Origin of the sequence: Amycolatopsis sp. cmx-4-83 (genome assembly GCF_046548815.1) — a bacterium.
Taxonomy (GTDB): domain Bacteria; phylum Actinomycetota; class Actinomycetes; order Mycobacteriales; family Pseudonocardiaceae; genus Amycolatopsis; species Amycolatopsis pretoriensis_A.
This window is the reverse complement of the sequence record NZ_JAEBEF010000010.1, coordinates 196,540-222,350: the sequence shown is the minus strand read 5'-3', so window position 1 is coordinate 222,350 and position 25,811 is coordinate 196,540. Positions and strand designations below refer to the sequence as shown.

Annotated in this window: 21 protein-coding genes; 10 read left to right on the top strand and 11 right to left on the bottom strand. The window is 70.2% G+C overall.

Annotation, left to right across the window (positions count from 1 at the left end; all coding sequences use genetic code 11):
- Nucleotides 1-1,366: 1,366 nt before the first annotated feature.
- Nucleotides 1,367-1,753 (bottom strand): hypothetical protein, encoded by a 387-nt coding sequence (locus ACLJQM_RS30585; RefSeq protein WP_410633760.1) that lies wholly within the window; start codon nucleotides 1,751-1,753, stop codon nucleotides 1,367-1,369.
- Nucleotides 1,754-2,146: 393 nt separating this feature from the next.
- Between ACLJQM_RS30585 and ACLJQM_RS30580 the strand changes: the two genes are divergently transcribed.
- The 3 genes from ACLJQM_RS30580 to ACLJQM_RS30570 all read left to right on the top strand — a co-directional run bounded on the left by ACLJQM_RS30580 (nucleotide 2,147) and on the right by ACLJQM_RS30570 (nucleotide 4,605).
- Nucleotides 2,147-2,308: a hypothetical protein gene (locus tag ACLJQM_RS30580; protein WP_410633759.1), complete on the top strand. Its 162-nt coding sequence runs from the start codon at nucleotides 2,147-2,149 to the stop codon at nucleotides 2,306-2,308.
- Nucleotides 2,309-2,967: 659 nt separating this feature from the next.
- Nucleotides 2,968-3,705, top strand: coding sequence for a hypothetical protein (locus ACLJQM_RS30575; protein WP_410633758.1), 738 nt, complete (start codon nucleotides 2,968-2,970; stop codon nucleotides 3,703-3,705).
- 759 nt (nucleotides 3,706-4,464) lie between these two features.
- Nucleotides 4,465-4,605: a hypothetical protein gene (locus tag ACLJQM_RS30570; protein ID WP_410633757.1), complete on the top strand. Its 141-nt coding sequence runs from the start codon at nucleotides 4,465-4,467 to the stop codon at nucleotides 4,603-4,605.
- Nucleotides 4,606-4,879: 274 nt separating this feature from the next.
- Here ACLJQM_RS30570 and ACLJQM_RS30565 read toward each other — a convergent pair whose 3' ends face one another.
- Nucleotides 4,880-5,623 (bottom strand): DUF2637 domain-containing protein, encoded by a 744-nt coding sequence (locus ACLJQM_RS30565; protein ID WP_410633755.1) that lies wholly within the window; start codon nucleotides 5,621-5,623, stop codon nucleotides 4,880-4,882.
- Between the two features lie 291 nt (nucleotides 5,624-5,914).
- Between ACLJQM_RS30565 and ACLJQM_RS30560 the strand changes: the two genes are divergently transcribed.
- Nucleotides 5,915-6,202 (top strand): hypothetical protein, encoded by a 288-nt coding sequence (locus tag ACLJQM_RS30560; RefSeq protein WP_410633754.1) that lies wholly within the window; start codon nucleotides 5,915-5,917, stop codon nucleotides 6,200-6,202.
- A gap of 75 nt (nucleotides 6,203-6,277) precedes the next feature.
- Here ACLJQM_RS30560 and ACLJQM_RS30555 read toward each other — a convergent pair whose 3' ends face one another.
- The 6 genes from ACLJQM_RS30555 to ACLJQM_RS30530 all read right to left on the bottom strand — a co-directional run bounded on the left by ACLJQM_RS30555 (nucleotide 6,278) and on the right by ACLJQM_RS30530 (nucleotide 13,223).
- Entirely contained in the window at nucleotides 6,278-8,362 is a 2,085-nt protein-coding gene (locus ACLJQM_RS30555; RefSeq protein ID WP_410633752.1) for a hypothetical protein, read from the bottom strand.
- A complete protein-coding gene (locus tag ACLJQM_RS30550; RefSeq protein WP_410633750.1) occupies nucleotides 8,359-9,324 on the bottom strand; it encodes a hypothetical protein in 966 nt (321 codons plus the stop codon). Before ACLJQM_RS30550 ends, ACLJQM_RS30555 begins: the two co-directional genes overlap by 4 nt.
- 8 nt (nucleotides 9,325-9,332) lie before the next feature.
- The gene (locus ACLJQM_RS30545; protein ID WP_410633749.1) at nucleotides 9,333-10,367 is read right to left on the bottom strand and encodes an AAA family ATPase; all 1,035 of its coding nucleotides are present in this window, start codon (nucleotides 10,365-10,367) and stop codon (nucleotides 9,333-9,335) included.
- A 25-nt stretch (nucleotides 10,368-10,392) separates the two neighbouring features.
- On the bottom strand, nucleotides 10,393-11,766 hold the full coding sequence (locus ACLJQM_RS30540; protein ID WP_410633748.1) for a toll/interleukin-1 receptor domain-containing protein: 1,374 nt from the start codon (nucleotides 11,764-11,766) through the stop codon (nucleotides 10,393-10,395).
- A gap of 2 nt (nucleotides 11,767-11,768) precedes the next feature.
- Entirely contained in the window at nucleotides 11,769-11,948 is a 180-nt protein-coding gene (locus ACLJQM_RS30535; protein WP_410633747.1) for a hypothetical protein, read from the bottom strand.
- Nucleotides 11,949-12,443: 495 nt separating this feature from the next.
- Nucleotides 12,444-13,223, bottom strand: a complete 780-nt coding sequence (locus ACLJQM_RS30530) for an IclR family transcriptional regulator (RefSeq protein ID WP_410633746.1) — start codon at nucleotides 13,221-13,223, stop codon at nucleotides 12,444-12,446.
- Nucleotides 13,224-13,385: 162 nt separating this feature from the next.
- Between ACLJQM_RS30530 and ACLJQM_RS30525 the strand changes: the two genes are divergently transcribed.
- Both ACLJQM_RS30525 and ACLJQM_RS30520 read left to right on the top strand, forming a co-directional pair.
- Entirely contained in the window at nucleotides 13,386-14,495 is a 1,110-nt protein-coding gene (locus ACLJQM_RS30525) for a mandelate racemase/muconate lactonizing enzyme family protein (RefSeq protein WP_410633745.1), read from the top strand.
- A gap of 359 nt (nucleotides 14,496-14,854) precedes the next feature.
- Nucleotides 14,855-15,985 (top strand): iron-containing alcohol dehydrogenase family protein, encoded by a 1,131-nt coding sequence (locus ACLJQM_RS30520; RefSeq protein WP_410633744.1) that lies wholly within the window; start codon nucleotides 14,855-14,857, stop codon nucleotides 15,983-15,985.
- Between the two features lie 171 nt (nucleotides 15,986-16,156).
- Here ACLJQM_RS30520 and ACLJQM_RS30515 read toward each other — a convergent pair whose 3' ends face one another.
- From ACLJQM_RS30515 to ACLJQM_RS30505, 3 genes are all read right to left on the bottom strand, one after another.
- Entirely contained in the window at nucleotides 16,157-16,570 is a 414-nt protein-coding gene (locus tag ACLJQM_RS30515; protein WP_410633743.1) for a histone-like nucleoid-structuring protein Lsr2, read from the bottom strand.
- Between the two features lie 140 nt (nucleotides 16,571-16,710).
- Nucleotides 16,711-16,878, bottom strand: a complete 168-nt coding sequence (locus ACLJQM_RS30510) for a hypothetical protein (protein WP_360774372.1) — start codon at nucleotides 16,876-16,878, stop codon at nucleotides 16,711-16,713.
- 304 nt (nucleotides 16,879-17,182) lie between these two features.
- Nucleotides 17,183-17,848 carry an HU family DNA-binding protein gene (locus ACLJQM_RS30505; protein WP_410633742.1) on the bottom strand — a complete coding sequence of 222 codons (666 nt, stop codon included), beginning with the start codon at nucleotides 17,846-17,848 and terminating at the stop codon, nucleotides 17,183-17,185.
- Between the two features lie 639 nt (nucleotides 17,849-18,487).
- Here ACLJQM_RS30505 and ACLJQM_RS30500 point away from each other — a divergent pair.
- Genes ACLJQM_RS30500 through ACLJQM_RS30485 form a run of 4 tightly spaced genes read left to right on the top strand, consistent with a single transcriptional unit; the run spans nucleotide 18,488 to nucleotide 25,797 of the window.
- Nucleotides 18,488-20,230 carry an ATP-binding protein gene (locus ACLJQM_RS30500; protein ID WP_410633741.1) on the top strand — a complete coding sequence of 581 codons (1,743 nt, stop codon included), beginning with the start codon at nucleotides 18,488-18,490 and terminating at the stop codon, nucleotides 20,228-20,230.
- 35 nt (nucleotides 20,231-20,265) lie between these two features.
- Nucleotides 20,266-21,426, top strand: a complete 1,161-nt coding sequence (locus ACLJQM_RS30495) for an exonuclease SbcCD subunit D (RefSeq protein ID WP_360774363.1) — start codon at nucleotides 20,266-20,268, stop codon at nucleotides 21,424-21,426.
- A 1-nt stretch (nucleotide 21,427) separates the two neighbouring features.
- Complete coding sequence (locus ACLJQM_RS30490) at nucleotides 21,428-24,829, top strand: AAA family ATPase (RefSeq protein WP_410633740.1); 3,402 nt, start codon at nucleotides 21,428-21,430, stop codon at nucleotides 24,827-24,829.
- Nucleotides 24,826-25,797, top strand: a complete 972-nt coding sequence (locus tag ACLJQM_RS30485) for a hypothetical protein (RefSeq protein WP_410633739.1) — start codon at nucleotides 24,826-24,828, stop codon at nucleotides 25,795-25,797. Before ACLJQM_RS30490 ends, ACLJQM_RS30485 begins: the two co-directional genes overlap by 4 nt.
- Nucleotides 25,798-25,811: the final 14 nt, after the last annotated feature.

Genomic DNA, 25,811 nt, shown 5'->3' with positions numbered 1-25,811 from the left:
CCTGCTGATCGTTCCGCTCGCCCGGTGGCGCGGTCTCGAGGGCCCCTGTGCAGCTCGCGGCTGGCGCTCCGAGCGGGCGACAGCGAGTGCTTCCGACGACGATGAACTCACGTCATGGCTCGATGACCGCGGGTGAAGCGCCCGGCCGCGGCCAGAGCTGTCGGACCTGCATGCTTTCGTCGGGGGATGCGGGACAGGGTCCCGGTAGTACGTGCCGCCGGGCATACCAGGCAGTTGGCCGCCTGGGTCAGCTGGCGGCCGCCTGCTCGGCTTAGGCCGACGGTGGGACTCAGGCCCGCAGCGATGTGCGTCGGCGTGCTCTTCGCGGAGTGGTCGAAGACTCAGTCCGCGATCCGCGCGGGACACTTGGTGCAGGGTTGTTCCTGCTCCTCCTTGCTTCCTGGCAACTCGTCAGTGCGGTCCGTGCTCAGGAGCCTGCATGTCGTCGCTCATGCGGTCGTTGCGCGTATTAATCAGCCGGCACGACACGCACAGCGACGCAACTGCCGCCCGTATGGCTCGCCGACGAGCGGTTCGGCGCGGCCGTAGCGGACGACGGCCTCGGCCAGGTCGTTGGTGGCCTCGACGGCTTATGAACAGCGCGGTGGCAATGTGCCGGCCTCGATTTCGGACTGCGCAGCTGCGACGTCCAGCCCGATGAGCGGGTTGGACGTTCCGGTTCCGGGATCATCGTCGAGACAGACCGCTCAGTCGAGCGGCCCGGACTCCGTTGACAACGATGCGCGCTGCATTTGGGTTGGTCGCCGTGGTGGGGACGCTCGTCGATGGGCTCGCCAGTTTCGTGCTGTCCGGACCGCCGATCTCCCGCAGGGACCCGGCTGCAGGCCGTTTCCTGCCTGCTGCGGGTCGTCAGCCGTGGCGGCTGCGCGGGTCACTACTGGTCCGTGTGGGGGCGTTGTTAGGCGGTTGGTGCGACAGCCTGCGAAGCAAGAACCAGATTGGTCACCGCCACTCTGATGCACGCCACTCATTCGAGTGTTGACAGGCCACAAGAGAGTGATGATCGTTCGCTTGGGCAACGAATTGTCCATTTGCCGCTACGGGACGTACCCGTATTCGGTAGTGCACCCCGCCTGCTGGGCGAATCCGGCGTGCCGCTACCGTCTGCGTCGCTCAGAAAACATGAGCGTTGTACGCCCCTGCAGTTGAGTGTCTCCGAGGTGATGAGTGAAGCGTTTCCGGTTGCCGGTGATGATGTTGCTGTCGGCTGTCGCAGCGACTGTGTTGACCAACGCGCATGCGGTGGCGATGGTGCTTCCCGCCCACTGGCGTTATTACTGACCGGTATTCGGGCGCCCGGCGTGTCCGGGCGCCCCATTACCTTCCGCGGTCGTGATGCGCAGGGTCAGAGGTCGGCGTTGTCCTCGGTGGAGTTTTTGGGGCGTCCCCGCGGTCGGATCGGGATGCCGTCGTCAACGAGCATGCGCCTGGTGACGTCGGCGCTGTACCCGAACTCTTTTCCGGTTTGCGCGAGTGATTTGCCGCTGGCGTAGGTCTCGGCCATTCCAGGTGGTGCGGAGGGCATGACGGTCTTGGCGTTGCGGAATGTCACGCCCTGGGATTCGAGAACATTGCGCAAGATCCGATAGCTGCCGTCAAAGTCCTCGAGCAGGGACAGCAGGGTCTCGCCGGCGTCGTGACGCCGTTTGAGCTCGCGGGCTTCCTCGACTGGGACGTCTTTGGTGCGCCGCGGTTGTCTACGCGGCTGATGAGGTTCCTCTGCCTCGTTCACGAGATCATCGCCGCCCCGAACACCTGATCTTGTCGCTCGGCGGACAGCTGCGCTCGGCGCCGGCGGGTGTGAGGTCCCTTCCTAGGGAAGTGGATGGGTGGCTGGGCGTATACCGCCAGGTAGGTGTACCGATTGCCCGGGAAGAGATGCGGTCGGCGTTTGTGCTGGTCATCGGCTTTTCGTCCCAGTTTTTATCGTGTGTGCTCGGTTACGTGCAGGGAGTGGCGGTGGTCGTCGATCTGTGTAGAGGTGACCGACCGGGCCGACGGCTGTGACGGCGCCATACGGGTGAGGGAGGCGCTGCCGTTGAGCTCTCCACCGGTCGTTCTCAGGCCTCGCGCTCGCGGCATGAGCACATGGCTATGGGATGTACCTGGTCAAGTCGTCGGCCCGGTGCCGGAATTCAAGGCCAAGAGCAGTCATGTCGACCCGGCGGGCGTCAGCCCGGAGCCCGCCGCCCAACTGGCGGCGCACCAGTTCTTCCAGGCCCCGGTCGACGGAGATGACGTCCTCGCCGTGTGGCCGCTGGCCGACCCGCAACTGCGGCTGTGCTGAGCACAGCACTCAACCCACGCCAGCAGACTCGTGATCCCGCGATGGCTTCGACGGCGACGTGCTGGCCGCCGAACTCGCCAAGGAGGCCGTCGATCAGCCGCGGGGAGTCGGGTGCGGCCGGGGCCAGTCGGGGCACAGGCACGGCGACGTGGGTGCGCGGCGCCGGCGTCGAACTGCTGTATTTCGACGACTTTAAAACTCTGCTTGGCGGAGTCGCCCAGGCCGAATCTCCAGTCCCGGAGTCCGACCGGACGTCCGTCCTGGACCGCAGTCAGTAGTCGCTTCGCGAGAGACCGAGCGCTGACGTCATCGAGACTGGTGTTCAGTCATCGAGGGCTTTCGCATTCACCATGAGGAAAGAGCTGGCACATGCTGTGCCGCCTCGGACACTTCGGCAACCGCGTGCATGGTCGCCGCGTAGCGGGCTGACGGCAAGTCGCAGAGCGGCTGTACCCCAACTTTCAAGAGCTTCCACGGGTTCATCGTCGCCTGTAGTGCCCGTGCGACACCAGGACTTCGATCGGGCGGCTGCGTTCGGCGGGTGACCAGCGAGACTCTCGGCACGTCAACGCACCGCAGCGACGTCTCCGGCAGCAACCAAGTCTGTTCACGAATCAATTAAGCTGCGCGGTCGTGCGGAACTGCGCTATCAACGGCGGATGGCCGGGCTGCCGGCTGACTTCGACGCCATACCGGAGCACAACGACGATGACCTGGCGCAGCCGTACGAAGACCCGCCGCGACGGGCGACGACGCCCGCGCACCTGCTACCGGACCGGCACATCGACCTGGCTTCGCGGGGAACTGGCGCGAAACGTCAGTACCGGCACCTGCTCGCCCGGACGGCGGACGGCGTCGCGTTCGACGAACTGTTCTTCCTCCAGATCTACCTGACGATCAGCGGCTTGCGGGTCGGTCGTTCGGACTGGAAACTCCTCGCCATAGGGATGACCGGCGGCTTCTTCCTCGGCCTGCTCACCCCAGTGGTCGTGATCGTCGCGTTGCACGTCTTCGCCGAGCACGTTGTCCGGCTCCGGCACGGGATGCTGAAGGCTCCGGCCTACATGCCACCGCAGGGGACCGGCCGCCGTCGTCACGTGGTGGCCGCGATCCGCTGGGTCCCCCGGCACTGGCGGGCCTGGCTGCTACTTCTCAGATCAGCGACGCGCCGCTTCGCGACGCCGGATCTCGTGCTGTTGTTCGTGACCTTGCCCTGGATCGTTTTCCTGGCTCGCTTCTACGCCGAGAATCCGAGGGCCGACCAGCTGGCGGGCATGCGGGCCGAGGACGAAGCACGGCCCCCGACCGATCTGAGGCGGGCGGAAGAGGCGTTCGAGGCCGCTCGGGACGCTTTCGGGCAGGCGAGGGGGCGGCGACCGCCACCGGGCCCGGCGTGACACCGCGTGGGACGCGCTCTACCGGACGTTCTACGACGTCCTGCCCGAGGTCGACTACTACTTGGCCCAGGCGGGCGGCGCAGACCCGCGAGCTGCACCACACGCTCGCGGCCCTCGAGCCGGGCCGGCACGAGTGGCGGCTGCTGACCGGGACGGTCAAGACCGACGCTGGCGCCGAGATGTCACTGCTGCGGCGGGCGTGGGATCCGGACGAGTCGATGCTGCTTGCCCGCGAGGTCAACGAGGCCGTGCTGGACATGGTCGCAGCCACGCCCACCACCCGGCAGGACATCTGCCCGCGCTTCAACGCCGCCGTCCAGGCGACCGCGGCTGGAAAGAGCCGGCGGCCAGTCGGCATCAGCGCCCAGCGCCGGATCCCGGGCACCGCCTCGCCGCAGGAGGTGATGACCGCGCCACTGCACGTCATCGTGTCCGAAGGCGAGTTCCTCGCTAACCTGCGGTTTCTGCAGGAGTACTTCACCCTCAGCACCCGCACCCTGCACCGGGAGCTGAGCAAGCCGGTGAGCCGGGCGCCCGGGCACACCACCCTCGTCGGCTGGCTCAAGGGCACCGAACTCCCGCGCGGCCGGGCGAACCGGTCCCGCGCGCTGTGGTCGAGGTGCTCTCCGACGATGTCCTCGGGAGCGAGGCGGGGCCGGTCCGGTAGGCGGCCGATGAGCACGTGCGCACCTACCGGATGTTGCTGGCCCGGCGCCAGGGCGACGCCTGCTGGCCGAGCCGGTCCAGCGCGCGCTCGGTGTGCTCGACGAGCGCGCGAACGGGCTCGAGGACCGTGATCACGACGATCGGATCCGGCGTGAGCTGCTGGAGGAGATGCGCGAGCGCATCCTCGCCGAGATCGCCGCCGACTGGGACGTCACGCTGCCCGCAAGCGTATAGCCGATTGGCATTGGTCCGGCCCCGCCGTGCTCCGGTAGAGCCGGACTGCCGCTCCGTCGACGTCGAATGGCGGGCGGGATCGCTGAAAAGATCTGCTAACTCAGCGACGGCTCCTGCCGATCATCATCGAAGCGACATACGCGGCGCACAAAGAAAACGCCCGCAAGCTTGGTGCGAGGGCCTGCCCGCCGTGGGGGACCGACCTCGATCCCCTGACCCCACAAGGTGAAGAACTCCGAGTTATATCTTGCTGGGCTGGTGTCCAAAGGCCGCGTCACGTCAACGGCGGTATCGGCAGTCGATGTTCGCGCCGGAATTCGATGCCGGGGTTCCGCGCGTCGACCGGTGCCGCCGTGAGTTGTGTCTCGACCGCGACCTCAGCGGGTGGAAGTTCCCGCTTGGACGGGATGAGCCGCCCGGCAGTGCGCCATTTACGCAAGACGCGGCGGCCGTAGTTGTGCGTACCGGCGACCCGGTCGAGGTCCGCGCCGTTCGGGGTGCGTCCTTGCTCGCACTCGGTCACGTAGAACTCCCACATCCGCTGCTCGGCGGACTTTCCCACAGGCTGATCCAAATCTGTGGGCAACTCGTCGGGCGCTGCCTCTTCGACCACCTCCGCAGCCTCTTCCTGAGGTGAGCGGCGGCGCTTGAGGGCGTGATTCAGAAGTTCGACCGCAAGCAGGAGAGCCAGGGGTGGGCAAGCAGCGACCATGCCACCGAAGACGCTCAGCTCAGGGGCCGAGGCGATGTTGGCGCAAAGTGAGAGAGAGATGCCGAAGACGAATGCGAGCCAGGCCTGCCACTTGCTCCCGGCTGCTTTCCAGAGTTCGACAGTAGCGATGGTGAGCAGGCCGTCGACGATGAGCGGCCAAATCCACGCGGTCGCCTCGTCCGCGCCGAAGCGCAGGGCGAAGTGGAGCCCGTGTCGGTAGGAGGCGAAGGCTGCTCCGAGGGCGACGAGGCCGGTGAAGACGCATTGGATGCCGAGTGTGAGGCCGTCTCGGGAGGGAGTCGTCATGATCGCTCCCGCCGCCGGCGGCCGAACTCGACGAGGGTCAGCGTTGCGGAAATTTGCAGGTCAGAGGTGGTGCGGGAGTGCGTGGATGCTGTTCGTACCCGGTCGGGGGTACCAGCAGTATCGAAGAAGCCGTGTCGACTCAGGTCGATGCGGCTTTTTGCTGTGTGGATGCCATGGCGTCGGAGATCTAGAAGCGTTGCGTCGCCTTCCTTCGGTTGCTCTGAGCCGACGCTGACGCGCCAAGCTTGCCGAATACCGGCTGCCCTTGATCGTCCCTGCTAACTTCGCCGGGTGGAGTCCTCGGACGGGCCGGCCGCGCCGCCAGGCACGACTTTCCGCTACGTCGACATGGTCGAGATCGCGTCGTGGTTCTACGTCGGCCACCGAGCGGTGGCGAACTGGCGTGCCCGCTACGCCGACACCCACCCGTTCCCGGAGCCCAACGTCGTCATCGGCCGGACGCCTGGCTGGGCTCCCGGCCGGAGGGCGGAAATCGAACAGTGGGCCGCGGCGCGCCCAGGCCAAGGCGTCGGCGGCGGACGTCCGCGCAAGGTGGACGTCGACCAGAGCATGTCGTGAATTGTTTGACGGATGCTGCGATCAGGGCCGAGCGGTCACCGGATGAAAGGTCTGCAGCGCCCTCCCGTATCGGTCTCAAGTCCCGTCTGTCGCTGCCGACCGACCTTCTTCATCGAGCAGTTCGACGTCGGTCAGCGACACCGACTGCGACTCCGGCATCAACGCACGGATCGTCCCCCTGACCGCCCGTTTCGGTGTGGCGCCTTGGTCGTCGAGGAGGCGTCGTGGCGCGTGCCCGATCACGCACCACGGTCCGACGTTCACCCGCCAGCCCTTCGCCAACGGGCCATGACCGAGCAGGACACCCTTCACCCGTTGCCCGACGCGAAGCTGCGCGAAATAGGCAGGGACCGGATCCGGCGTAGTTCGCTTCAGGGAAAGTCCGAGGCGGTGATTGTCGTTGTCGACGACAATCACCACGGCGTCGACCGTCTCCCCGATCTCGACGGGGAATTCCTCGGCGTTGCTGTGCCTGGTCCACCGGCTCAGCCACGACAACTCGGTGTTGATGACTATGCCGTTCCAGGACCCGGACGGCTCCCCGCCGGGCTCCGCGCCGTCCGGCAGCACTGCTACCGAGAGGCCGAAGTAGTCCTTCCGGACCACGACCGCCCGTACCGTCGACCCGACTGACAGCGGCGGTGGCCAGCTGCCCCCCGGAGCCCGGTTCGGTGGCACGGCGCGGACCGTGATCCACCGGGCGGACGGCTTGATCGACTCGACGACCACGTCGATCACGTCGCCGATGGCCAGCGGGTAGCTGCGGGCACTGCGTTCCACGCCCTTCGAGCGCCGCTGCCACGCCGCGTTCTCCTGCAACCGGTTGGGACGCAGGAGACCGACCAGCGGCTCGTGCTCCGATCTGGACACCCTGGCGCCTTCGTTCAGGGAAACGAACATTCCTCCCGGGAACTTCGCGATGACGGCGGCCTTGACCTGGCTGCCGACCCTGAGCGTGCCCACACTCCACGGTTTGCGAACGCGGCGGACGATCACCCGCTGGGTCCTGCGATCGAGTGACTGCACCGCCACGGTGATCCGGCCGGTGAGCACCTGCCCCAACGTGCCTGCCGGGGCGTGGTGGAACGAACTCAGACTCGACGGCAGGAAGGCGTCGATCTCGATCTCGTCGATGAACCGCACCACCAGTCCGCCCACGGTCGGCACCGGCCTGATGATGTCGGCCTCCAGGTACTCCCCGGTCCGGCGAGCACCCTCGAGCCGGTCCAGGGACTCGTCGAGGGAGCGGGCTTCGGGGGATTTGTCCGTGGTGAACGGGGGCAACTCCACCACCCGGCCGTCGACGGCACGCAAGGTGACGCGACTGCGGCCGGTCGGCAAGACGGCCGGTGCGCCCGGCTCGTCGAGCCGCACCAAGCGTGGATCGCCGTCGCCGACCGCGGCCCACAAGAATGTCGGAGAGGTGGCCGGCACCTTGATTGCCAACCGGCGCCGGGCGCTCGGGGTTCCCAGCTCGAGGTTCTTGCCGTCGCGCCAAAGCCCGACCGTCTGTTCGGGAAACAGCCAGGAAGCCAAGGCCAGCAATTCGATGTCGAAGTCCCGGGGGAGGGCCAACCGCGGATGCGGCAGCCCGGCTGCCGCACACATCTGCGCGAGGGCCCACGCCCCTGAGCCCCGCAGGGTTGCCTCGGGTAACCGGAGCAGCGCCGCCGAGGCCCAGGTGAGCAGGCGCGTCCGATGCTCGGTCGCGATGGTGGTCACCACCGATCGAAGGGCGGTGTCGGCATCGGTCAGGAACTCCGTGGAGGTGACGTACGACCAGCAGATCCCGGCCTCCAGGTGCAGCACCGGGGCCAGGGTCGTCGTTCCGAGGCGGATCACCGGCTGGAGATGGGCCGGATCAAGCAGCTCTTCGCGGACGATCGCGTCTCGCAACCGGTTGCGCAGCAGAGCCACGATTTCCGGTTCCATCACGAAGCCATCGGCTGAAATGCTCTCGACGACGTCCGATGCGCAAAGGGCCGCTTCCACGCCCAGCGTCCCGTCCGGCAGCGCGGCCCGGCGCATCCGGCGCAACAACACGAACGGCACGAGCGGCACGGTGCTCAGCAGGCAAGCCAGCGCGCCGACCGGCGTACTGAGGCCGGGCAAGCCACTGCCGAGCAGGTCCCGGGTTTCGGCTCCGAGCGGGATCGTCATTCGGAGACCACGATCCAATCCTTGCGACGAGAGGTGGCGGCGTCGGTTTCGGCCGGACCGGTGGGGGCGCCGAACCAGATGCCGAAAGTCCGGTGCCTGCGCCTGCGCAAGCTTTCCATGTACCGGAGGAGTTCGGCTCGACGCTCGAGAGGAGCGTCAGTGGAGTCGCCCGTCACGAAGACCACGACGCTCGGCTCGGATGGAGCCCGGAATTCACGCCACTGCCAGATCGGACCGCTGCCGCAGCCGCGGGACAACCTGTGCCGGAAGGCGGTGCGCATCACCTGGGCACCGCTCGCGAGCTCGTCGATCTGCCGGAACAACTGCCGCAGGTCCGCGTCGAACGGACCGGGATGCAGGCCGATGTCGTGCACGACCTGAATCCTCCTCGCCGTGCGAGTGCGCCTCAAGTAGGGAATGCGGCGCAGCGGCTCGCGGCGGGCGAGCAGGTCGACGACCCGCTCGATGTCGATGCGGGAACTCTCTTCGCGGTTGACCAGCCGAGCCCGGATCTGTTCGTCGAACGGCGCCGCGACCAGCGCATCGTCGGGTTCCTCCAGCTCGGCCGGCCGGTCGAGTTCACGGAGCGCCGCAGCGGCGACCACCGCGGAGATCGGTGGCGGTCCCGTCAGCACAGCGTCGGCCGGTCGGGTCGCCGGGAGGACAGGTGCATGGTAGAGCCGGTCACTCTCGGAGGCCGGGCGATGATCGTCCGGTTCACCCGGTCCGGTGCGCCAGTTCCAGAGCAACTGCTCCGGCCGGTGTCCGTGGTCTTCGCGCACTCCGTCGTCACGGCGCCAAGGCAGCCGGAAGAAGTCGGTGTCGTCCTCCGTCCGTTCCTCGACCGGCTCCGCGTCTTCCACCTCCGCGGGCAGGTGGAAGCCGATCAATGCCAGCGCCGCCCGCAGGTCCGCGAGATGAGCGGCGTGGGCGATGATCTTGACCGCGTCGGCGTGACTCATGCGCTGCCTCAGCGAGCCCGGCGGCGGGCAGGCATGGCGTGCCGCGCGGCGGGCTTTTCGACGACGAGCCGCTCGATCTGCCGCCACCGCTCGGAGGACAGGTCGACGTCCAGTGCGAGCAAGGTGCCGACGAGATCGAGGAATTCGGCCGTGCTGGCTCCGATTCCCACCGATTCGGCCACGAACCTGCCCGCGATCTCGTCGACCTTGCCTCTGGCGGCCGGGTCGTCCGCGAGAGCCGGGTAGTGGAGCTTGGCGGTGGCGCTCAGGTGCTGAGCAGTCGGTTCCGGTATGGCGAGTGCGACACAGCGCCGGACGAATGCCTCCGGGAGTTCCTTTTCGTTGTTGGTCGTGATGACCACCAGCGGGCTGTGCGCGGGTTGATCTCCGCCGGCCTGCACCACCGAGTCGAGTTCCGGAGCGCTGAACTGCTTGCTGCCGAGCGGGACCAGAAGACCGTTGCAGAAGTTGCTGTCGGCCTTGTCGATCTCGTCGATGAGGAGCACCGCGCCCGGTCGGCTGGGTTCGTGGTCGGGCAGCGGTGTGGGCGGGGACAGCAGCTTGACCTCGCGGTGGCCGTCGCCGTCGCTGGGAAGGTTGCGCCGCGCCGCGGACGCGGGGTTTATCGACCACCAGAGTGGCCCGGGTTCGACGTAGTCGAGCAGCGAAGTGCGGCCCAGTTCGTCCTTGCGCAGCCCGCCGAGCTGGGCATCGTTGAGCCTGCGGATGACGTCCATCCGCCAAAGGAGATCCTGAGGGCTCGACTCGTCGGTCACGACGTACTCGTGGTAAGCCAAGCCGAGGTTCCGTGCGACGAAGCTCGCCAAACTCGACTTCCCGCAGCCGGGTGCGCCGGACAGCAGGAGCGGTCTTGACGTGATCAGGGCGACTTGCAGTGCCAAGACCATCTCGTCACTGTAGGCGTAAACGCGGCCGTCGCGGCGGTCGCCGCCGTGGGTCTGGCCGGCCGGAAGAGCTGTGTTCTTCATCGCGCCGACCAGATCGAGGATCTCGCCCAGCCCGCCGGCGGTCTCTTCGGCCACCAGCTGCGGGGGCGCGGAAAGGTCGTCACTCATCGCTGTCCACCAGGATGTTCCGGTTGACGAGCATGCTGGTTCGGCTCACGTATTTCCTAGCCTCCATTTCGGTTTTGTGGTCGAGGCGGTCATAAGCGTTCACGACGCCGGTGCGAGTCCACGTCGCGTTCGGGTGCTCGGCGAGCAGGACCAGGGTGATGCCCGGGTACCGGGCCTGGAATTCCCGCACGAAGTAAGCGGTGCTCTCATCCCCGAAGTGGCTGAGCCGAACGAGCGCGTAGACCCCGAGATTGCCGTCGAAGGCATCCGCCGAGATGGCTTCGGCGGTGTCGGAGAACGACAGGTTCAAGGCTTCCCGGAGGGTCCGGTCGCAGTCGGCCATGGCTTCTTCGAGCGGAGAGTCACCGACCACGTCCGGCAATCGCAGGACGATGTAGTCGTCCGAGAGGAGAGTCGCGCGTTTCACCACGTTGTCGCCCAGACGATAGGCACGCGTGGCGATCCCCAGGAGCCGCTCATCGGCGGGCTGCTCGCTGATCTCCATCACGAGCCGGGCCGCGTCGACGTCCACCCACAGCGGCAGGACCTGATCGACAGCCAGATCGGCCCGCCCCTCGTCGAGGAACCTGATGATGGCCCGCAGGGCCAGGTAGTTGTTCTGGAACTGTTCGCCGGCCAACATGGTCGCAGCGATGGCTCGCGGCTTGTGCCGGCTGCGCAGCCAGGCGGTCCGGTCCAGGGCAAGCTTTTCGGCCGCGCGCCACAGCATTTCGGGCGGCAACTCGGAAAGAGCGTATTCGACCTCTTCCAGCCAGCGGCGGGTCAAGGAGTCCGCTGGGGCGGTGCACGACGGCGCTCGGGCGTCGATCGCCGCCACGATTTCCGCACCGGTGCCGGATACTGTCTTGGCGTTCGCCTTGAGTGCGGTCGGCCGCACCGGAAGCAGGGCGTGGAGGCCGGTTTCGGCGCCGAGCGGACTCTCGGCCAGGTCCTTGTCCGTGACGCCGCCGAGCAGGACCGGGATCACCTCGATCACGTCGTGGACGGCACGCCGGAACATCAGGATTCCGACTTCACGACGCATGTAGTTCGCGGTGAGGGCGTCGCGGTCGACGAGGACGATCGCCACTTCGCAGAGCTGTAGAGCTTCGCAGATCATCTGGTCGACGTCGCCGCCGACGGGCAGGTCCTGACGGTCGACCCAAACGTCGAACCCGCGTGCTTGGAGCTGCCCCTCCACCAGCGGGATCAGCTGCTTCAGGTATTTCTTGCGATGCAGGTGCCGCGCGAGGGTGTCTTCGGTTGCGAGCTCCGCGTGCCCCTTTTCCCTGGAGGTGTGGCTGACGAACACCAGGCCGCGGGAGCCCGGTCGCGGCGGTTCGTCCTCGAGAACCGAGGCCGTCATGGTTAACGCGGCGTGCTGACGCCCCGAGATGCCAGGATCTCGTCGGTGGCGTCGATGGGGGCCGGCGCTTCGGACCGGCACGTCTCGTGCAACGCTTCACGTTCCGCCGGCTCGGGCGCCCGGGTCCCCTTGAGCCCGGCCGGTCCCCAGCCGACTTCGACACCGACTTCTCGCACGGGCATTCAAGGCCTCCGCTTACACCTCGTAGAGCACGACACTGGGTCGTGCGGCGGTACTGGTGGTAGTCGATTTGCCGGGGAAGACTGTTACAGCAGACCATGCGACGTAAAGCGGTACCTCGGACTCCCGTACGGCGCGGCGAATTGCTTCCCTTCCGGCTCGGACCGGATCCGGCGGTGAATGCAGCTCGACCGCGAGGGGCGAGGCCGGAGGCGGGCGGGCCGCGACCATGATGCCCGAATGCGTTTACCGCGGCGGCGGAGGAGGCGATGTTGGCGCGAAGCGAGAGGGAGAGGCCGAACGAAGGCGAGCCCGGCAGTGGCCCGGGATTGGAATGCGTGCCGAAATCCACCCGGCTGGACGTGACACCGGCCGCGGTCAGCCAGCACGCGAAAGTGCTTCGTGACGCGAATCTGATCACCTCGTCCCGCTCCGGCCCGGCTGTCCGGCACGCGTTGACGCCTCTCGGGCGGGCCATGCTGTACGAGTGACCCGGCTCAGGTCAGCTGGGCCGGCTGGGGGCGGGCCTCCCAGCCCAGGTGGGACGAAATCGTCGCGGCTGCCTTTGCCGTCTCCTCGCCGGCCACCTGCATACCCTCGGCCATGCGGGAAGCCGGGGCCGAGACGTTCAACGCCGCCACCACGCGGCCGCGGAAGTCTCGGATGGGGGCCGACACCCCCACCAAGCCCGGCTCGAACTCCTCGCGGACCTGGGCGTAACCGTCCCGGCGGGCCTCCTGGATCCGTAGCCACAGCTCCGGCAGCGCAGGCGCCTCGGGAGCAGCGGCGAAGCGGACGTACAGATCGTCCGGGGTGGCGTCGAACAGCAGCACCCGGGCCGCCGAGGTGCAGTGGGCCGGGACGCCTCGGCCTTCCCAGTCGTGGACTCGGAACGAATGGCCCGACACCGACAGCAGCGTCAAGACCTCCTGGTCGCGCAGCACGCAGAGGTGGCTCGTCTCCTCGAGCTCGGCCGACAGTTCGCGCATCACCGGTTCGGCGGTACGCACCAGGCGATCCTCGACCGTGCGGGCCACCAACGAGAACAGGCGCCAGCCCAGGCGGTAGCCGAGGGTGTCCGGGTCGCGCTCGACCACTCCCTCCTCGGCCAGGGCCTTCAGAGCGCGGGACACCTGGCTCTTCTCGCGGCCGGTGAGCTGGGCGAGGCGGACCACGCCCAGCTCACCCGCTCGCTGCGCCTCGGGGGAGGCCAGTGCCTCCAGCAGGTCCAGGTCGCGGCGCAGGCCGTGACCCTGGTGCGGGGCGGGGGTGGGCATGGCACGGAACGTACCGGGTTGGCGTCAGCGCAACGGGGATTGCAATCGGCGGGTGAGTCTTGCCCGGCGATTTCCGGCGAACCTACCGTCGGATCGGCCGTACTCCCCACTGGCTGGAGCTCCCATGGCTTTCGCGTCCACCGCGCCCGCGGAGGTGGGCGGATGAAGATCACCGCCGTCACCCTCGACCGCCTGCGGCTCGAGCTCGACCCGCCGCTGCGGGCGGCCTGGGATCCGGACCCGCGCCGGCACTTCGACGCCACGATCGTGCGCGTGCACACCGACGAAGGTGTCACCGGGATCGGCTCCGGCGACACCATGGCCGGCTTCGACGCGGTCGAGCACCTGTTCCTCGGCGAAGATCCTCTCGACATCGTCCGGCACGTCAAGGCGATCGAGACGGCCACCTTCCACGGCGGCCGCTTCTGGCCCCTGGAAGCCGCGCTGTGGGACATCATCGGGAAGGTCGCCGGCCTGCCCGTGGCGGCGCTGTTCGGGAACGCTGCCCGCGCGCTGCCCGCGTACGCCTCTTCGGCCGAGCTGAAGCCGCCGCAGGAGCGCGTCGAGACCGCGCTGCGGGCGCGGGAAGCCGGGTTCCGGGCGATGAAGATCCGCATCGACCGCGACCGCGTGGCCGACGGTGTCGCCGCCGTTGCCGCCGTCCGGGAGGTGCTCGGTGCGGACTTCGGGATCATGGTCGACCTCAACCAGTCCTGGCGGATGGCCGGGGACACCGGCGCCGCGGCCGACCTGGCCGGGACGCGGAAGCTCGTGCGCCGGCTTGCCGAGCTGGACGTGCTCTGGGTCGAGGAACCGTTGCCCTACCACGACCTCGCCGGGTTCAGGACCCTCCGCGCCGAGAACCCGGGCGTGCGGATCGCGGCGGGAGAGATGCACCACTCGGTGCCGGAGCTGCTGCGCTACCTGGAAGAGGATGTCCTGGACGTCTACCAGATGGACGTCGTGCTCGCGGTCGGCATGCTCCGCGCGCGCACGCTGGCCGAGCTGGCGCAGCTCAAGCACCGCGCGTTCACGCCGCACAGCTGGACCAACGGCATCGGCGTGCTGGCCAACCTGCACGTCTCGGCCGGCGTCGGCGGCGGGCCGTACTTCGAGTTCCCCTGGGACCCGCCCGGGTGGACGCCCGAACGCCGCGACTTCATGCTCGCCGAACCGGTGCTGATCAACGCCGCCGGCGAGGTCGAGGTGCCGCGGCGGCCCGGGCTCGGCGTCGAACTGGACGAAGAGGCGGTGCGACGGTGGCGGATCTGACCCGAGACGCCCGGCCGGCGCCCGAGACCCGGTCGTTCGTCGGCGGCCGGTTCGTCGCGTCCACTTCGGACGTGACGTTCCCGGGGTGCGTCGGTCTCGACCTGCGACGTCACGACCGCGCACCGGGTCGAGAAGCGGCCGAGCGCCCGGGTCAGCGGGCCGGTCCGCGGCGCGAAAGCGGGAACGCCGCAGATCTTCGTGGGCGGCGCGGTCGACGACTTCCGCGCGGCGCTGCCGGTGAGCCCGGCCGCGCGAAGGCTTGGCGGGGGAGATGAGCCCGGTCCGGCTGGACGAAACGGGGGCGGGGCGCGACGTCCGCCTCGCGATTCCCACCGTCCCCGCGGTCTGAAGGAGGCAGCATGCGCTTGTCCGTGGAGCCGGGCGGCCGTACCGAATACGGGCCCGGCGTCGTCGCCGAACTGCCCGCTTTCGTCGAGGTGGTGGGGCACGCCCGGGTGTTCGTGGTCACCGACCGCGGCCTGCGGGCCACCGGGATCGTCGGCCGCGTCGAGAAGATCCTGGCGGGGGCCGGGATCGAGTACGTCGTGCACGAAGACGTGGGGCCGAACCCGTCGACGGCCGAGCTGGACCGCGGTGCCGCCCGCTTGCGCGCCTTCGGCGACGCGGCGGTGCTCGCGCTCGGCGGGGGTTCCGCGCTGGACGCGGCGAAGGGGATTTCCCTGCTCGCGGGCAACCCGGCGGCCGCCGCCGCGGACGCCGACCGCCTGTGGGACGCCGCCGGCGGGCTGCCGTTGATCGCGGTCCCGACGACGTCGGGGACCGGTGCGGAGACCAACGGCTTCGGCGTCACCGAGGACGTCCGCGCCTGCCGCAAGGTCTACATCGGACACCCGTCGGTGAAGCCGCGGATCGCGGTGCTGGATCCCGAGCTGACGGTGGGGTTGCCTGCGCCGGTCACGGCCGCTTCGGGGCTGGATGCCCTGGTCCACGGCATCGAGTCGCTGTCTTCACGCGGGTCCAGCCCGATCTCGGCCGCGTACGCCACGCAGGCGATCAGCCTCGTCGGCCGCTGGTTGCCGGTCGCGTTCCGGGACGGCGGGGACCTCCAGGCGCGTGCTCAGGTCATGCTGGGGGCGCACCTGGCGGGGCACGCATTGACGCTGTCGGGACTCGGGCTGGTCCACGGCATCGGGCACGCGTTGACCGCGCACACCGGGACGCCGCACGGTGTCGCGCTGGCCGCCGTGCTGGAGGAGGTCATGGAGTTCAGCGTGGAGGCGGCCGCTTCGGCTTACGAGAGCACGGCGTGGGCGCTGCGGGTGGCGCCGGCTACGGCGGAGGCGGCGATCGGGGCGGTGCGGGAGGTTTCCGGCGTGCTCGGCATCAAACGGCCGGTGCGGGAGCTGGGAGTGGACCGGGCGGGGATCGCGGTCATCGCGGCGGACGCGGTGGCTGACGCTGTGACGAAGAACGCGCCGAGGCTGCCTGCGGAAGCCGAGGTCGTCTCGCTGCTCGAGTCGGTTTACTGACGAGCTTCGCGAGGAAAAGAATGCCGGCCCGGAATTCGGGTTACTGCCAAAGTGACGGGTTGATCGCTGGCCGTTGCCGGGCCGGGTGGGGAAATGGCCTCCGTCGGCGGCGAGGGTGTTCAGTCCTTGCCGCCAACGGGCCGGGTCCCCAGTGATCTGCCGGCCACCGCCTTACTTCTTCGCGGCGGCGACCTTCTTGCGCGGGGCACGCTTGCGCGGGGCGGCCGCGGGGGTTTCCGCTTCCTCGACCTGGGCCTGCTCGTAAGCCGCGATCACCTCGGAAGAAAGGCGGCCGCGCTCGGAGACCTCGTAGCCGTTCGCGTTGGCCCAGGCGCGGATCTCCTGGTTGCGCTCGCGGTCGGTCGTGCTGGTCGTCGTCGACTGGCCGGTGGCCACGCGGACCTTGCGGCCCCCGATGCGACGGCCGGCCGAGACGTAGCGGGCCAGTTCGTCGCGCAGGCTGGCGGCGTTGTCGTCCGACAGGTCGATTTCGTAGGTGACGCCGTCGAGGCCGAACTGAACGGTCTGGGCGGCTTTGCTGCCGTCGATGTCGTCCAGGATCTCGACGAGGACTTTCTGGGCCACGGGAATGCTCCTCAGCTGGATGTGCGTCCGGGGAACGTGACGTGTGACAAGTTGCACAATGGTCGACGTCCTTCGGTGGAGTGTATCCAGTCGAGGATAGGTACGGCAATTTCCCGTCCACTCGGCCGACGTGCGGTGGGTTAATCGGCTCGCATTCCCGGATCGAAGCCCGCCTCGCCCGGGGCGTCGCCGTCGTCCGCGTCGGCCAGGTGGGCCTGTTCGGCGGCCTCCTTGGCCTCCTTGATGGACTGACGGCTGTGGGCCAGGTCCGCTTCGGGGTCCTGCGGCCGGTTCTCGTTCTCCGTCATCTCGACTCCTTTTGCCGGGTGTGATTCCCGGCGGCTACCCCGGAACCGGGACCGGCAATCACCGGCGTTCACCCCAACGGGTGGGCCGGGACCGCGACTTCGCCGAGAGCCGGGTGCGCGGTGGGTTTCGGCGTGCTTGCCGCTACCGGCGGACTGACGGGTGGCGAAGCGTCGTGACCGCAGCCGGGGCTTGTGCCTGGACTGCCGTGCGGGCGGGCCGGGACCGGTTTCGGGGTACCGGGAACGCGGAAGGGCCCCGCACCAGTTCGGTGCGGGGCCCTTCCGATGTCGCCAGGGGGTGGAACTACTTCTTCTTGGCGGCGGAGGTGCGCTTGGCTGGAGCCTTGGCGGCGGCGGGCTTCTTCGCCGCGGCGGTCTTGGTCGCGGCCGGCTTGGCGGCGGCCTTGGCGCGGGTGGTGGTGGCCTTCGCCGTGGTGGCCTTGGCCGCGGTGGTCTTCGCCGCGGTCTTCGGGGCCGCCTTGGTGGTGGTGGCCTTGGCGGCCGGCTTGGCGGCGGCGGCGCGGGTGCGCGTGGTGGTCGCCCGCGTGGTGGCCGGCTTGGCGGCGGCCGCCCGCGTGGTGCGGGTGGTGGTGGCCTTGGCCGGGGCCGCGGCGGCGGCCTTGGTGGCGGTCGCGCGGGTCGTCGTCGTCGCCGCGGCGGCGCGCTTGACCGGGGTGGCCTTCGGCAGCTTCTTGGTGCCGGAGATGACGTCCTTGAAGGTCGTGCCGGCGCGGAAGGCGGGCACGTTGGTCTTCTTGACGCGCACGGCCTCACCGGTGCGCGGGTTGCGCGCGGTACGAGCGGCGCGGGCGCGCTTCTCGAACACACCGAAGCCGGTGATGTTGACCTTCTCGCCCTTGTTGACCGTCCGGATGATGATGTCCACCAGACCGTCAACGGCCTGCGAAGCCACCTTCTTGTCGCCCAGACGCTCCGACAGCGCCTCGATCAGCTGGGCCTTGTTCGTCATTCCAGTCCTCCATAGTGGAACTTAGTCACGGCCCATCTCGGCCGACACTGCACACGGTATTACCAATACCGCACAAAATCCAACCGGGGGTCGAAATTTTTCCTTGTACGGGGGCGGGTTCCGCCTCCCCGGCGGCCTCCCCCGGAGAGTTCCCGGACCACGCCCCGGAGTCCGGGCACGGCCCTGAGCAGGCAAAACACCAACCCGGTGCCGTCCACAGTGGTCGTCCATATAGGACCCGAGGGCCTTTTGGAGAACTTTCCCCGCGACACGCCCGGAGCGGCCCCTCCCGCCGTGTGGCGGGGGCCACCGGGTCCCGATCCCGCGCAGCGGCCGGGGTTCGGGGCCCCGCGCGGAGGCCGTCCGAGGGCCCGTCCGGCGCCGCTTCGCCGTGGAGCCAGGGGAAGCGGGACGCGGGCGGCGCCGGACCCGCTGCGGGGCTTGGCGAGCGGGACGCCGGCGCCCGCCGGAAACCGGCCTGCGGCGGCGAAAGGATCTTCCCCGAAGGGTGAACTCACTCGTTCGGCGCAGTCTTGGCCCGCGCGGGCAACCCGGGGAGTACGCCGTGTTGGGCGCGGGGCGAAACCGCAGGCGGGCTAGTCTGCCGCGGGAGGAACACCCGCGCGGACAGGGAGAACCGTGGACCAGGAGACGCTCACCACCGTGGTCGGACGGGTGGCAGGCACCGAGGACTCGACACCGCTGCAGTTCAGCGTGGCCATCGATCCGGAAGCCTATCTGCAGCTCGACGACGTCGTCGTGACCCGGCGGGATCTGCCGGGGCTCGGGGAAGTCACCTCTTACGGCGTGGTCACGCAGGTGAGCGCGCGGCACGAAGGCGCCAGCTTCGGCAGCGACGTCTTCCTGATCTCCGACGGCGTCCTGCCCGCGCAGGTGCAGGAGATCGCCGAGATCGCCACCACCCGCGTCGAACCCGAGTGCTACGTGCCGCCCAAGCCGGGCGCCGTCGTCTCGCGCGCCGTGGGGGAAGATCGCGCGCAGGCGCTGTACTTCGACAACATGACCCGCCAGGTGGCGGTCGGCCTCGGCCGCGACGGCGAACCCGTCTTCCTCAACATGGACTTCCTCGACGGCACGCGGGGTGCGCACGTCAGCATCAGCGGGGTCTCCGGCGTGGCCACCAAGACGTCGTTCGCGTTGTTCCTGCTGCACTCGATCTTCCGCGGCGGCGCCCTGCCCAACGCCCACAACGCCAAGGCCCTCGTCTTCTCCGTGAAGGGCGAGGACCTGCTGTTCCTCGACACCCCGAACGTCCACCTCGACGAGAAGCTCAAGGCCGGGTACGCCAAGCTCGGCCTGCCCGCGGAGCCGTTCGCCTCCGTCGGGTTCTACGCGCCGCCGACGCCGTCGGACACCACGGGGAAGCCTTACGTCACCGGGCGGACCTCGGGGGTCGGCGCGTTCTGGTGGACCATCGCGGAGTTCTGCGCGAAGGACCTGCTGCCCTACGTCTTCGCCGACGCCGAGGACGAGCGCAACCAGTACACGATGGTCATCCACCAGGTCGCGAACCGGTTGCGGCTGGACAGCACCCCGGCCGGCAAGGACGGCGCGGCCAACGTCGACGGCGTGCTCTGCCGCACCTACGCGGAACTCGTCGACGTCATCTGCGAACGCGTCACCGACGAGGAAACCCGCGCGAGCTGGGCGGGTGCGGTCACCGGCGCGGGCACGGTCAACGCGTTCATCCGCCGCCTGCGCTCCAGCCAGCGCGCGCTGGCCGGCCTCATCCGCGGCGACCTCGCCGACCACCCCGCGCGCTCGTTGTCCACGGAGAACCAGCAGGTGACCGTGGTGGACATCCACAACCTCGTCGAACGCGCGCAGCGGTTCGTGGTCGGGGTGACGCTGGCGGCGGAGACCGCGCGCAAGGAAGCCGCCGGCCCGGGCGGGTTGCTGTTCACCATGCTGGACGAGCTCAACAAGTACGCGCCGCGGGAAGGCAGCAGCCCCATCAAGGAGGTGCTGCTGGACATCGCCGAGCGCGGCCGCTCCCTCGGCGTCATCCTGATCGGCGCGCAGCAGACCGCCAGCGAGGTCGAGCGCCGGATCGTCAGCAACAGCTCGGTGCGGATCGTCGGGCGCCTCGACGCCGCCGAGGCTTCGCGGCCCGAGTACGGCTTCCTGCCGCAGAGCCAGCGGGTCCGCGCGACGCTCGCCACGCCGGGCACGATGTTCGTGAGCCAGCCGGAGATCCCGGTGCCGATCGCCGTTGGCTTCCCGTTCCCGGCCTGGGCCACGCGGCTTTCCGAGGCCGGTCAGGTGCCGGTGAAGACGGCGTCGGCGAAGAAGGCCGATCCCTTCGCCGGCCTGCCCTCGGGCAGCGCCGACCCCTTCGGTGACGACCCGCCGCCCTTCTGAGCCCGCTGCCCGCTATCCGAACGGAAGGACGAAGTGTGAAGTTCCTGCACACCTCCGATTGGCACGTCGGCAAGACGCTCAAGGGCCGCAACCGGCTCGACGAGCAGCGCGCGGTGCTCGGCGAAATCGTCCGGATCGCGCGGAAGGAGGAGTTCGACGCGGTCCTCGTCGCGGGTGACCTGTACGAGACGTCGGCACCTTCGGCCGCCGCGCAGGAGCTCGTGGTGCAGGCGCTGATGGCGCTGCGCGAGACCGGTGCCGAGGTGCTGGCCATCGCCGGGAACCACGACCACGCCGCGACGTTCGAGGCCTACCGGCCGCTGCTGCGCAAAGCGGGCATCCACCTCACCGGGAACCCGCGCCCGGCCGCCGACGGCGGGGTCGTGTCGTTCGACGCGCGGTCGACCGGCGAGCGCGTCAACGTCGCTGTGCTGCCCTTCCTTTCCCAGCGCTACGCGGTCCGCGCCGCCGAGCTGATCACCGGGACCCCGGCGGACAACGTCGGCGAGTACGACCAGCGCGTGCGCGACATCCTGGAACGCCTCAAGGAAGGCTTCACGCCCGGCGCGGTCAACCTCGTCATGGCGCACCTGACGGTGACCGGCGGCGCGCTGGGCGGCGGCGAGCGCGCGGCGCAGTCCATCTTCGAGTACCACGTGCCCGCCACGGCGTTCGGCGCCGACCCGCACTACGTCGCGCTCGGCCACCTGCACCGCCGCCAGTCGCTGCCCGCCGCGTGCCCGGTGCACTACAGCGGTTCGCCGTTCGCCGTCGACTTCGGCGAGCAGGACAACAAGAGCGTGGTGCTCGCCGTCGAGGTTTCGCCGACGACGCCGGCGAAGATCACGGACCTGCCGCTGACCGCGGGGCGGCGGCTGCGGACCGTCCACGGCACGGTGGCCGAGCTGACCGGCCGCGCGGCGGAGTTCGGCGAGGACTACCTGCGCGTCTACGTCCGCGAAGCGACCAGGGCCGGGCTGCGCGAGGAAATCCAGGAAGCCCTGCCCAACGCCCTGGAAATCCGCATCGACCCGGAGTTCGCCGCGCCGATCACGACGTCGGCGGGCGACCGCGCGATCGCGGACCGCTCACCGGGGGAGCTGTTCGCGTCCTACTGCGAAGAACGGACCGTCGACGACAAGCGCGTCCAGTCGCTCTTCGCGCGGCTGCACGACGAAGAGACGAGCGGGGTGTGACATGCGGCCAGTGCTGCTGGAGATGACCGGCTTCGCGTCCTTCCGCGAGAAGACCGAAGTCAGCTTCGCGGACACCGACTACTTCGCCCTCGTCGGGCCGACCGGCGCGGGCAAGAGCACCGTGATCGACGCGCTCACCTTCGCCCTCTACGGCTCCGTCGCCCGCTGGGACCACGAAGGCCTGGTCGCGCCCGCGCTCGCGCCGACGGCGAACCGGGCCACCGTGCGGCTGGTGTTCGACGCGGGCGGCACGCGCTACCACGTCGTGCGGGAAGTCCGGCGCAGCGGTGGGAAGAAACCCACGGTCAGCGTCAAGAACGTCCGCCTGGAACGGCTGGTCGACCCCACCGCGCTCGGCGGGCCGGAGGACGACGCCGACCCGGTCGCCGCGGACTCCGAGGTCACCCCGGCGGTCGAACGCCTGCTCGGGTTGACGTTCAAGCACTTCTGCACCTGCGTGGCGCTGCCGCAGGGCGACTTCGCGGAGTTCCTGCACGCCAAGGCCGCCGACCGGCAGAAGATCCTCATCAAGCTGCTGGGCCTGGAGGTCTACGAGCGGATCGGCCGCCGCGCCGGCGTGACGGCGGAGCAGCAGAAGCAGCGGGCGGCCGTCCTCACCGAACAGCTGGGCAGCTACGCCGACGCGACCGCGGAGGCCGTCGACGCGCTCGCCGCGCGGATGACCGCCCTCACCGAGCTGGACGCGCGCGTGACCGCGGCCCTGCCCGGGCTGAACGACGCGACCCGCGCGCACGACGAAGCACGGCAACGCGTCGCCGCGCTGACGAAGGAACTGAGCGTCCTCGACGCGCTGGAACGCCCGGACGGCGTCGAAGACCTCGAAACCCGGCGCCGGGCGGCGGTCGACGCGACGACGGCCGCGCGGGCCGGGCTGGAAGCCGGTGAGGCGGCGGACGAAGCGGCTCGTGCGGCGCTGGCCGCCGCGCCGGACCGCGGCGAGCTGGAACGGATCCGCGCCGCCCGCGCGGAACTCGCCGAAGCCGAGCAGGCACTCCCGGGCCTGGAAGAAGCGGCGAAAGCGGCAACGGCGGCGAAGACGGCCGCGTCGGCCGCGGTCGCCGAAGCCGTGGCCGCGGTCGAGGCGGCCCGCAAGACCCGGGACACCACCGCGCGCGCCGCCGAGGACGCGGCCGCGCGGGCGGAGGCGTCCCGCCGGGAACGCGACCGGCTGAGCGGGGTGCGGCCGCCCGCGGATCTCGGCGACCTGTCGGAAGAGGCGGCGCGGGTGGCGAAGCGCACGGCCGAGGCCGATGCCCGCCTGCGCGCCGCCGAGACCGCCGACGCCGAAGCCCGCGCGGCGCTGGCCGCCCAGCCCGACGTCGCCCCGCTGGCCGCCGCGCGCTCCGACGCCCGGACGCTCTACGCGGTCGCCGAAGCCCAGCGCAAGGCCGCGCCCGAGCAGGCCGCGCGCCGGACGGAACTCGAAGCGGCGCGAAGCGCCTTCGCCGATGCCGACGCCGAAGTCACCGCGGCGAAGGCGGCGGTGACCGAAGCCGACCGGGCCGGGCAGGCGCTGGGCCTGCGGGCCGGGCTCGCCGTCGGGCACCCGTGCCCGGTGTGCGAGCAGGAAGTCGCGACGCTGCCCGACGCCGGCGGGCACGCCCACCTCGCCGAGGCGCGGGAACGCCTGGAGCGGGCCGAAGCCGCCCGCGCCACCGCCGAGTCCGCGCTGCGCAAGCTGGAACGGGCCGTGGACCGCGACGCCGACGCCGCCGCGTCGGCGGCCGCGCAGGCGGAAGAACTGCGCGAGGTGCTCGCGGGAGTGGCCGGACCGCCGGAGTCGGTGGTCCTGCGCCGCCCCGTCGAGGCGGCGTTTTCCGAGCAGGACTACGCGGATCTCGTCACGGCCGTGCGCGAGCGGGGCGAGTGGCTGTCGGCGACGATCGACGCCCGCACCCGCGTCGCCGAGACCGCGACCGCCGCCGACCGGGAGCTGGCGGCGGCCCGCACCGGCCGCGCGGCCGCGCAGCGCGAGGCCGACGTCGTCGAAAAGTCGTTCGCCGCGGCCAAGGAAGCCCTGCGGGCGGCCCGCGATCCCCTGGTGGAGCTGGGCGCGCCCGCGGTCGACACCGGAGACGTCCCGGCGGGCTGGCGGCTGCTGACGTCCTGGGCGGCGTCGGCGGTCGAGGACCGGCGGACCGCGCTGGCCGCGCTCGAAGCGGCCGCCGAAGCCGCGGGCAAGGAAGCCGTCGTCGCGGCGGACGACCTCGCCTCCGCCGAACGGGCCGCCGAGCAGCGGCGGAAGCAGGCGGGAGAAGCGGCGCTGGCCGAGCAGTCGGCGAGCACCGCGCTGACCACGACCCGGCGTCGGCACGGCGAACTCGGCTCGATGCTGGAAGGTGCGCCCGCCGCCGACGTCGTCACCGAGCATCTCGCGAAGGTCGCCGAACTCGAACAAGCCGCCAAGAAGGCGGACGCCGACCTGCGGACCGCCCGCGCCGCCGCGAAACAGGCGTCGGAAGCCCAGGCCCGCGTCGACGGACAGGTCGCCGCCGAACGGCAGCGGCTGTCCCGCGCGCGGGATCCCCTGGTCGGTCTGGGTGCTCCGCCGATCCACGGGGAAAGCCTCCTCGGCGCCTGGACCGCGTTGACGGACTGGGCGGCCGGGCAGGCGAGCGAGCACCGCGACCGGCTGGCCGCCGCCGGCACCGCCGAGAGCGAGGCCGCCGAAGCGTTGCGGGCGGCCGAACGCGCGGTCACCGGCGACATCACCGCGCTCGAGGTCGAGCTGCCCGAAGGATCGGTGCGGGACCGGGCGCCGGTGGCCCTCGCGACCGCGCGGGCCCGCGCCGAAGCCGACCACACGGAAATGAAGCGGCGCGTGGCGCACGTGGCGGGGCTGCAGGCCGACATCGCCGCCGCGGAGGCGGAGTCGCAGGTCGCGCGGCTGCTCGCGGATCTGCTGCGCTCGGACAAGTTCCCGCGCTGGCTCATCGCCGGTGCGCTCGACACACTGGTCGCCGAGGCGTCGGCGTCGCTGCTCGAACTCTCCGGCGGCCAGTTCGAGCTCACCCACGACAAGGGCGATTTCCTGGTGGTGGACCACAACGAGGCCGACGCGCGGCGCCCGGTCAAGACGCTGTCCGGCGGGGAGACGTTCCAGGCGTCGCTTTCGCTGGCGCTGGCGTTGTCGTCGCAGCTCGGCGCGATGGCCGCGGAGGGCGCGACCCGGCTCGAGTCCATCTTCCTCGACGAAGGTTTCGGGACGCTGGACGAAGCCACCCTCGACGTCGTGGCGTCCACGCTGGAGAACCTCGCCGCCACCGGCTCCCGGATGGTCGGGGTGATCACGCACGTGCCGGCGCTGGCCGAGCGCGTCCCGGTGCGGTTCCTGGTCACCCGCGACGGGTCCGGCTCGCACATCGGCAGGGAGGGCGCATGACCGCCGTGGCAGACATGAACTTCAGCATCGACACCTGGGACCCGGGCTACGGCAGCTCGATGGAGGCCGAGGAACTGGGCCGGTCCCAGGCCGAGGTCGAGCTCGACGTCGAAGTCCCGGAAGACGAGTGGGCGCCGATCGACCCGTCCCCGGTGACGCCGCCCGAGGCCGTGCTGTTCGTCGACGGCGTCCGGCGGATCGACGCACGCGTCTGGATCGACGACCCGGCGGGCACGAACTCGGCGTCGATCGGGATCTGCGCGTCCTACGCGGCCGGCGTGGTGTGCTGCTGCGAGGGGCAGGCGCACGTCGTCGGCACCGACGTCCGGCGCGGGCTGTTCACGGTGGCGCCGCAGGCGGACGACATCGCGACCCCGGCGGGCGTCTACACGGCGCACCGCGCGGCGCCCAAGGAAGACAAGCCGCTGCCGGTGGTGCTGTCCTCGGCGTTGCAGGAGCAGCTGGCCGAAGCCGAGCTGGAAACGGCGGTCCGGGCGCGCACGGCGAGCCACGTGCGCAGCGATCTGCTGGTCGTGGACGGGCCGTTGCGCGGGCGCGCGCACCTCGAGCGGGCGGTCGGCTTCATCAAGAGCCACCAGACGACCTACCTGCCCGGCGAGCTCAACGCGATGGTCGGCGCGCTCGGGCCGCACCAGCGGACACCGGTGTTCCTGATGGGGACGAGCTGGGTCCGGCACTCCTGGTACCTGCGCCTGCCGTCCGTCGGCGGCCCGCCGTGGTCGGGGGTCGTGCGGGTGGAGGCGGCGCCGCACCTCGGACGCGCGGAGGTGGCCGGGCTGGCGAACCTCACGCAGTCGGTGCTGGGGCGGTTCGCGTCGGTGGCCTACAAGGACTCGCGCGCGCCGCAGAACCTGTACCCGATCGCCGGGCTGGAGCGCGACCTGCGGCACCGGCTGGGGGACCAGCAGTTCGTCTACCGCGCGCTGCGCCTGGCGGCCGCTCGCTGACGCCGGGGCCCCGG

What these genes read in the sequence shown, in the direction of transcription:
- ACLJQM_RS30575 (WP_410633758.1), top strand. Translation starts at nt 2,968, where the DNA reads ATGGCCGGGCTGCCGGCTGACTTCGACGCCATACCGGAGCACAACGAC.
- ACLJQM_RS30565 (WP_410633755.1), bottom strand. Translation starts at nt 5,623, where the DNA reads ATGACGACTCCCTCCCGAGACGGCCTCACACTCGGCATCCAATGCGTC.
- ACLJQM_RS30555 (WP_410633752.1), bottom strand. Translation starts at nt 8,362, where the DNA reads ATGACGATCCCGCTCGGAGCCGAAACCCGGGACCTGCTCGGCAGTGGC.
- ACLJQM_RS30550 (WP_410633750.1), bottom strand. Translation starts at nt 9,324, where the DNA reads ATGAGTCACGCCGACGCGGTCAAGATCATCGCCCACGCCGCTCATCTC.
- ACLJQM_RS30540 (WP_410633748.1), bottom strand. Translation starts at nt 11,766, where the DNA reads ATGACGGCCTCGGTTCTCGAGGACGAACCGCCGCGACCGGGCTCCCGC.
- ACLJQM_RS30535 (WP_410633747.1), bottom strand. Translation starts at nt 11,948, where the DNA reads ATGCCCGTGCGAGAAGTCGGTGTCGAAGTCGGCTGGGGACCGGCCGGG.
- ACLJQM_RS30530 (WP_410633746.1), bottom strand. Translation starts at nt 13,223, where the DNA reads ATGCCCACCCCCGCCCCGCACCAGGGTCACGGCCTGCGCCGCGACCTG.
- ACLJQM_RS30525 (WP_410633745.1), top strand. Translation starts at nt 13,386, where the DNA reads ATGAAGATCACCGCCGTCACCCTCGACCGCCTGCGGCTCGAGCTCGAC.
- ACLJQM_RS30520 (WP_410633744.1), top strand. Translation starts at nt 14,855, where the DNA reads ATGCGCTTGTCCGTGGAGCCGGGCGGCCGTACCGAATACGGGCCCGGC.
- ACLJQM_RS30510 (WP_360774372.1), bottom strand. Translation starts at nt 16,878, where the DNA reads ATGACGGAGAACGAGAACCGGCCGCAGGACCCCGAAGCGGACCTGGCC.
- ACLJQM_RS30505 (WP_410633742.1), bottom strand. Translation starts at nt 17,848, where the DNA reads ATGACGAACAAGGCCCAGCTGATCGAGGCGCTGTCGGAGCGTCTGGGC.
- ACLJQM_RS30490 (WP_410633740.1), top strand. Translation starts at nt 21,428, where the DNA reads ATGCGGCCAGTGCTGCTGGAGATGACCGGCTTCGCGTCCTTCCGCGAG.
- ACLJQM_RS30485 (WP_410633739.1), top strand. Translation starts at nt 24,826, where the DNA reads ATGACCGCCGTGGCAGACATGAACTTCAGCATCGACACCTGGGACCCG.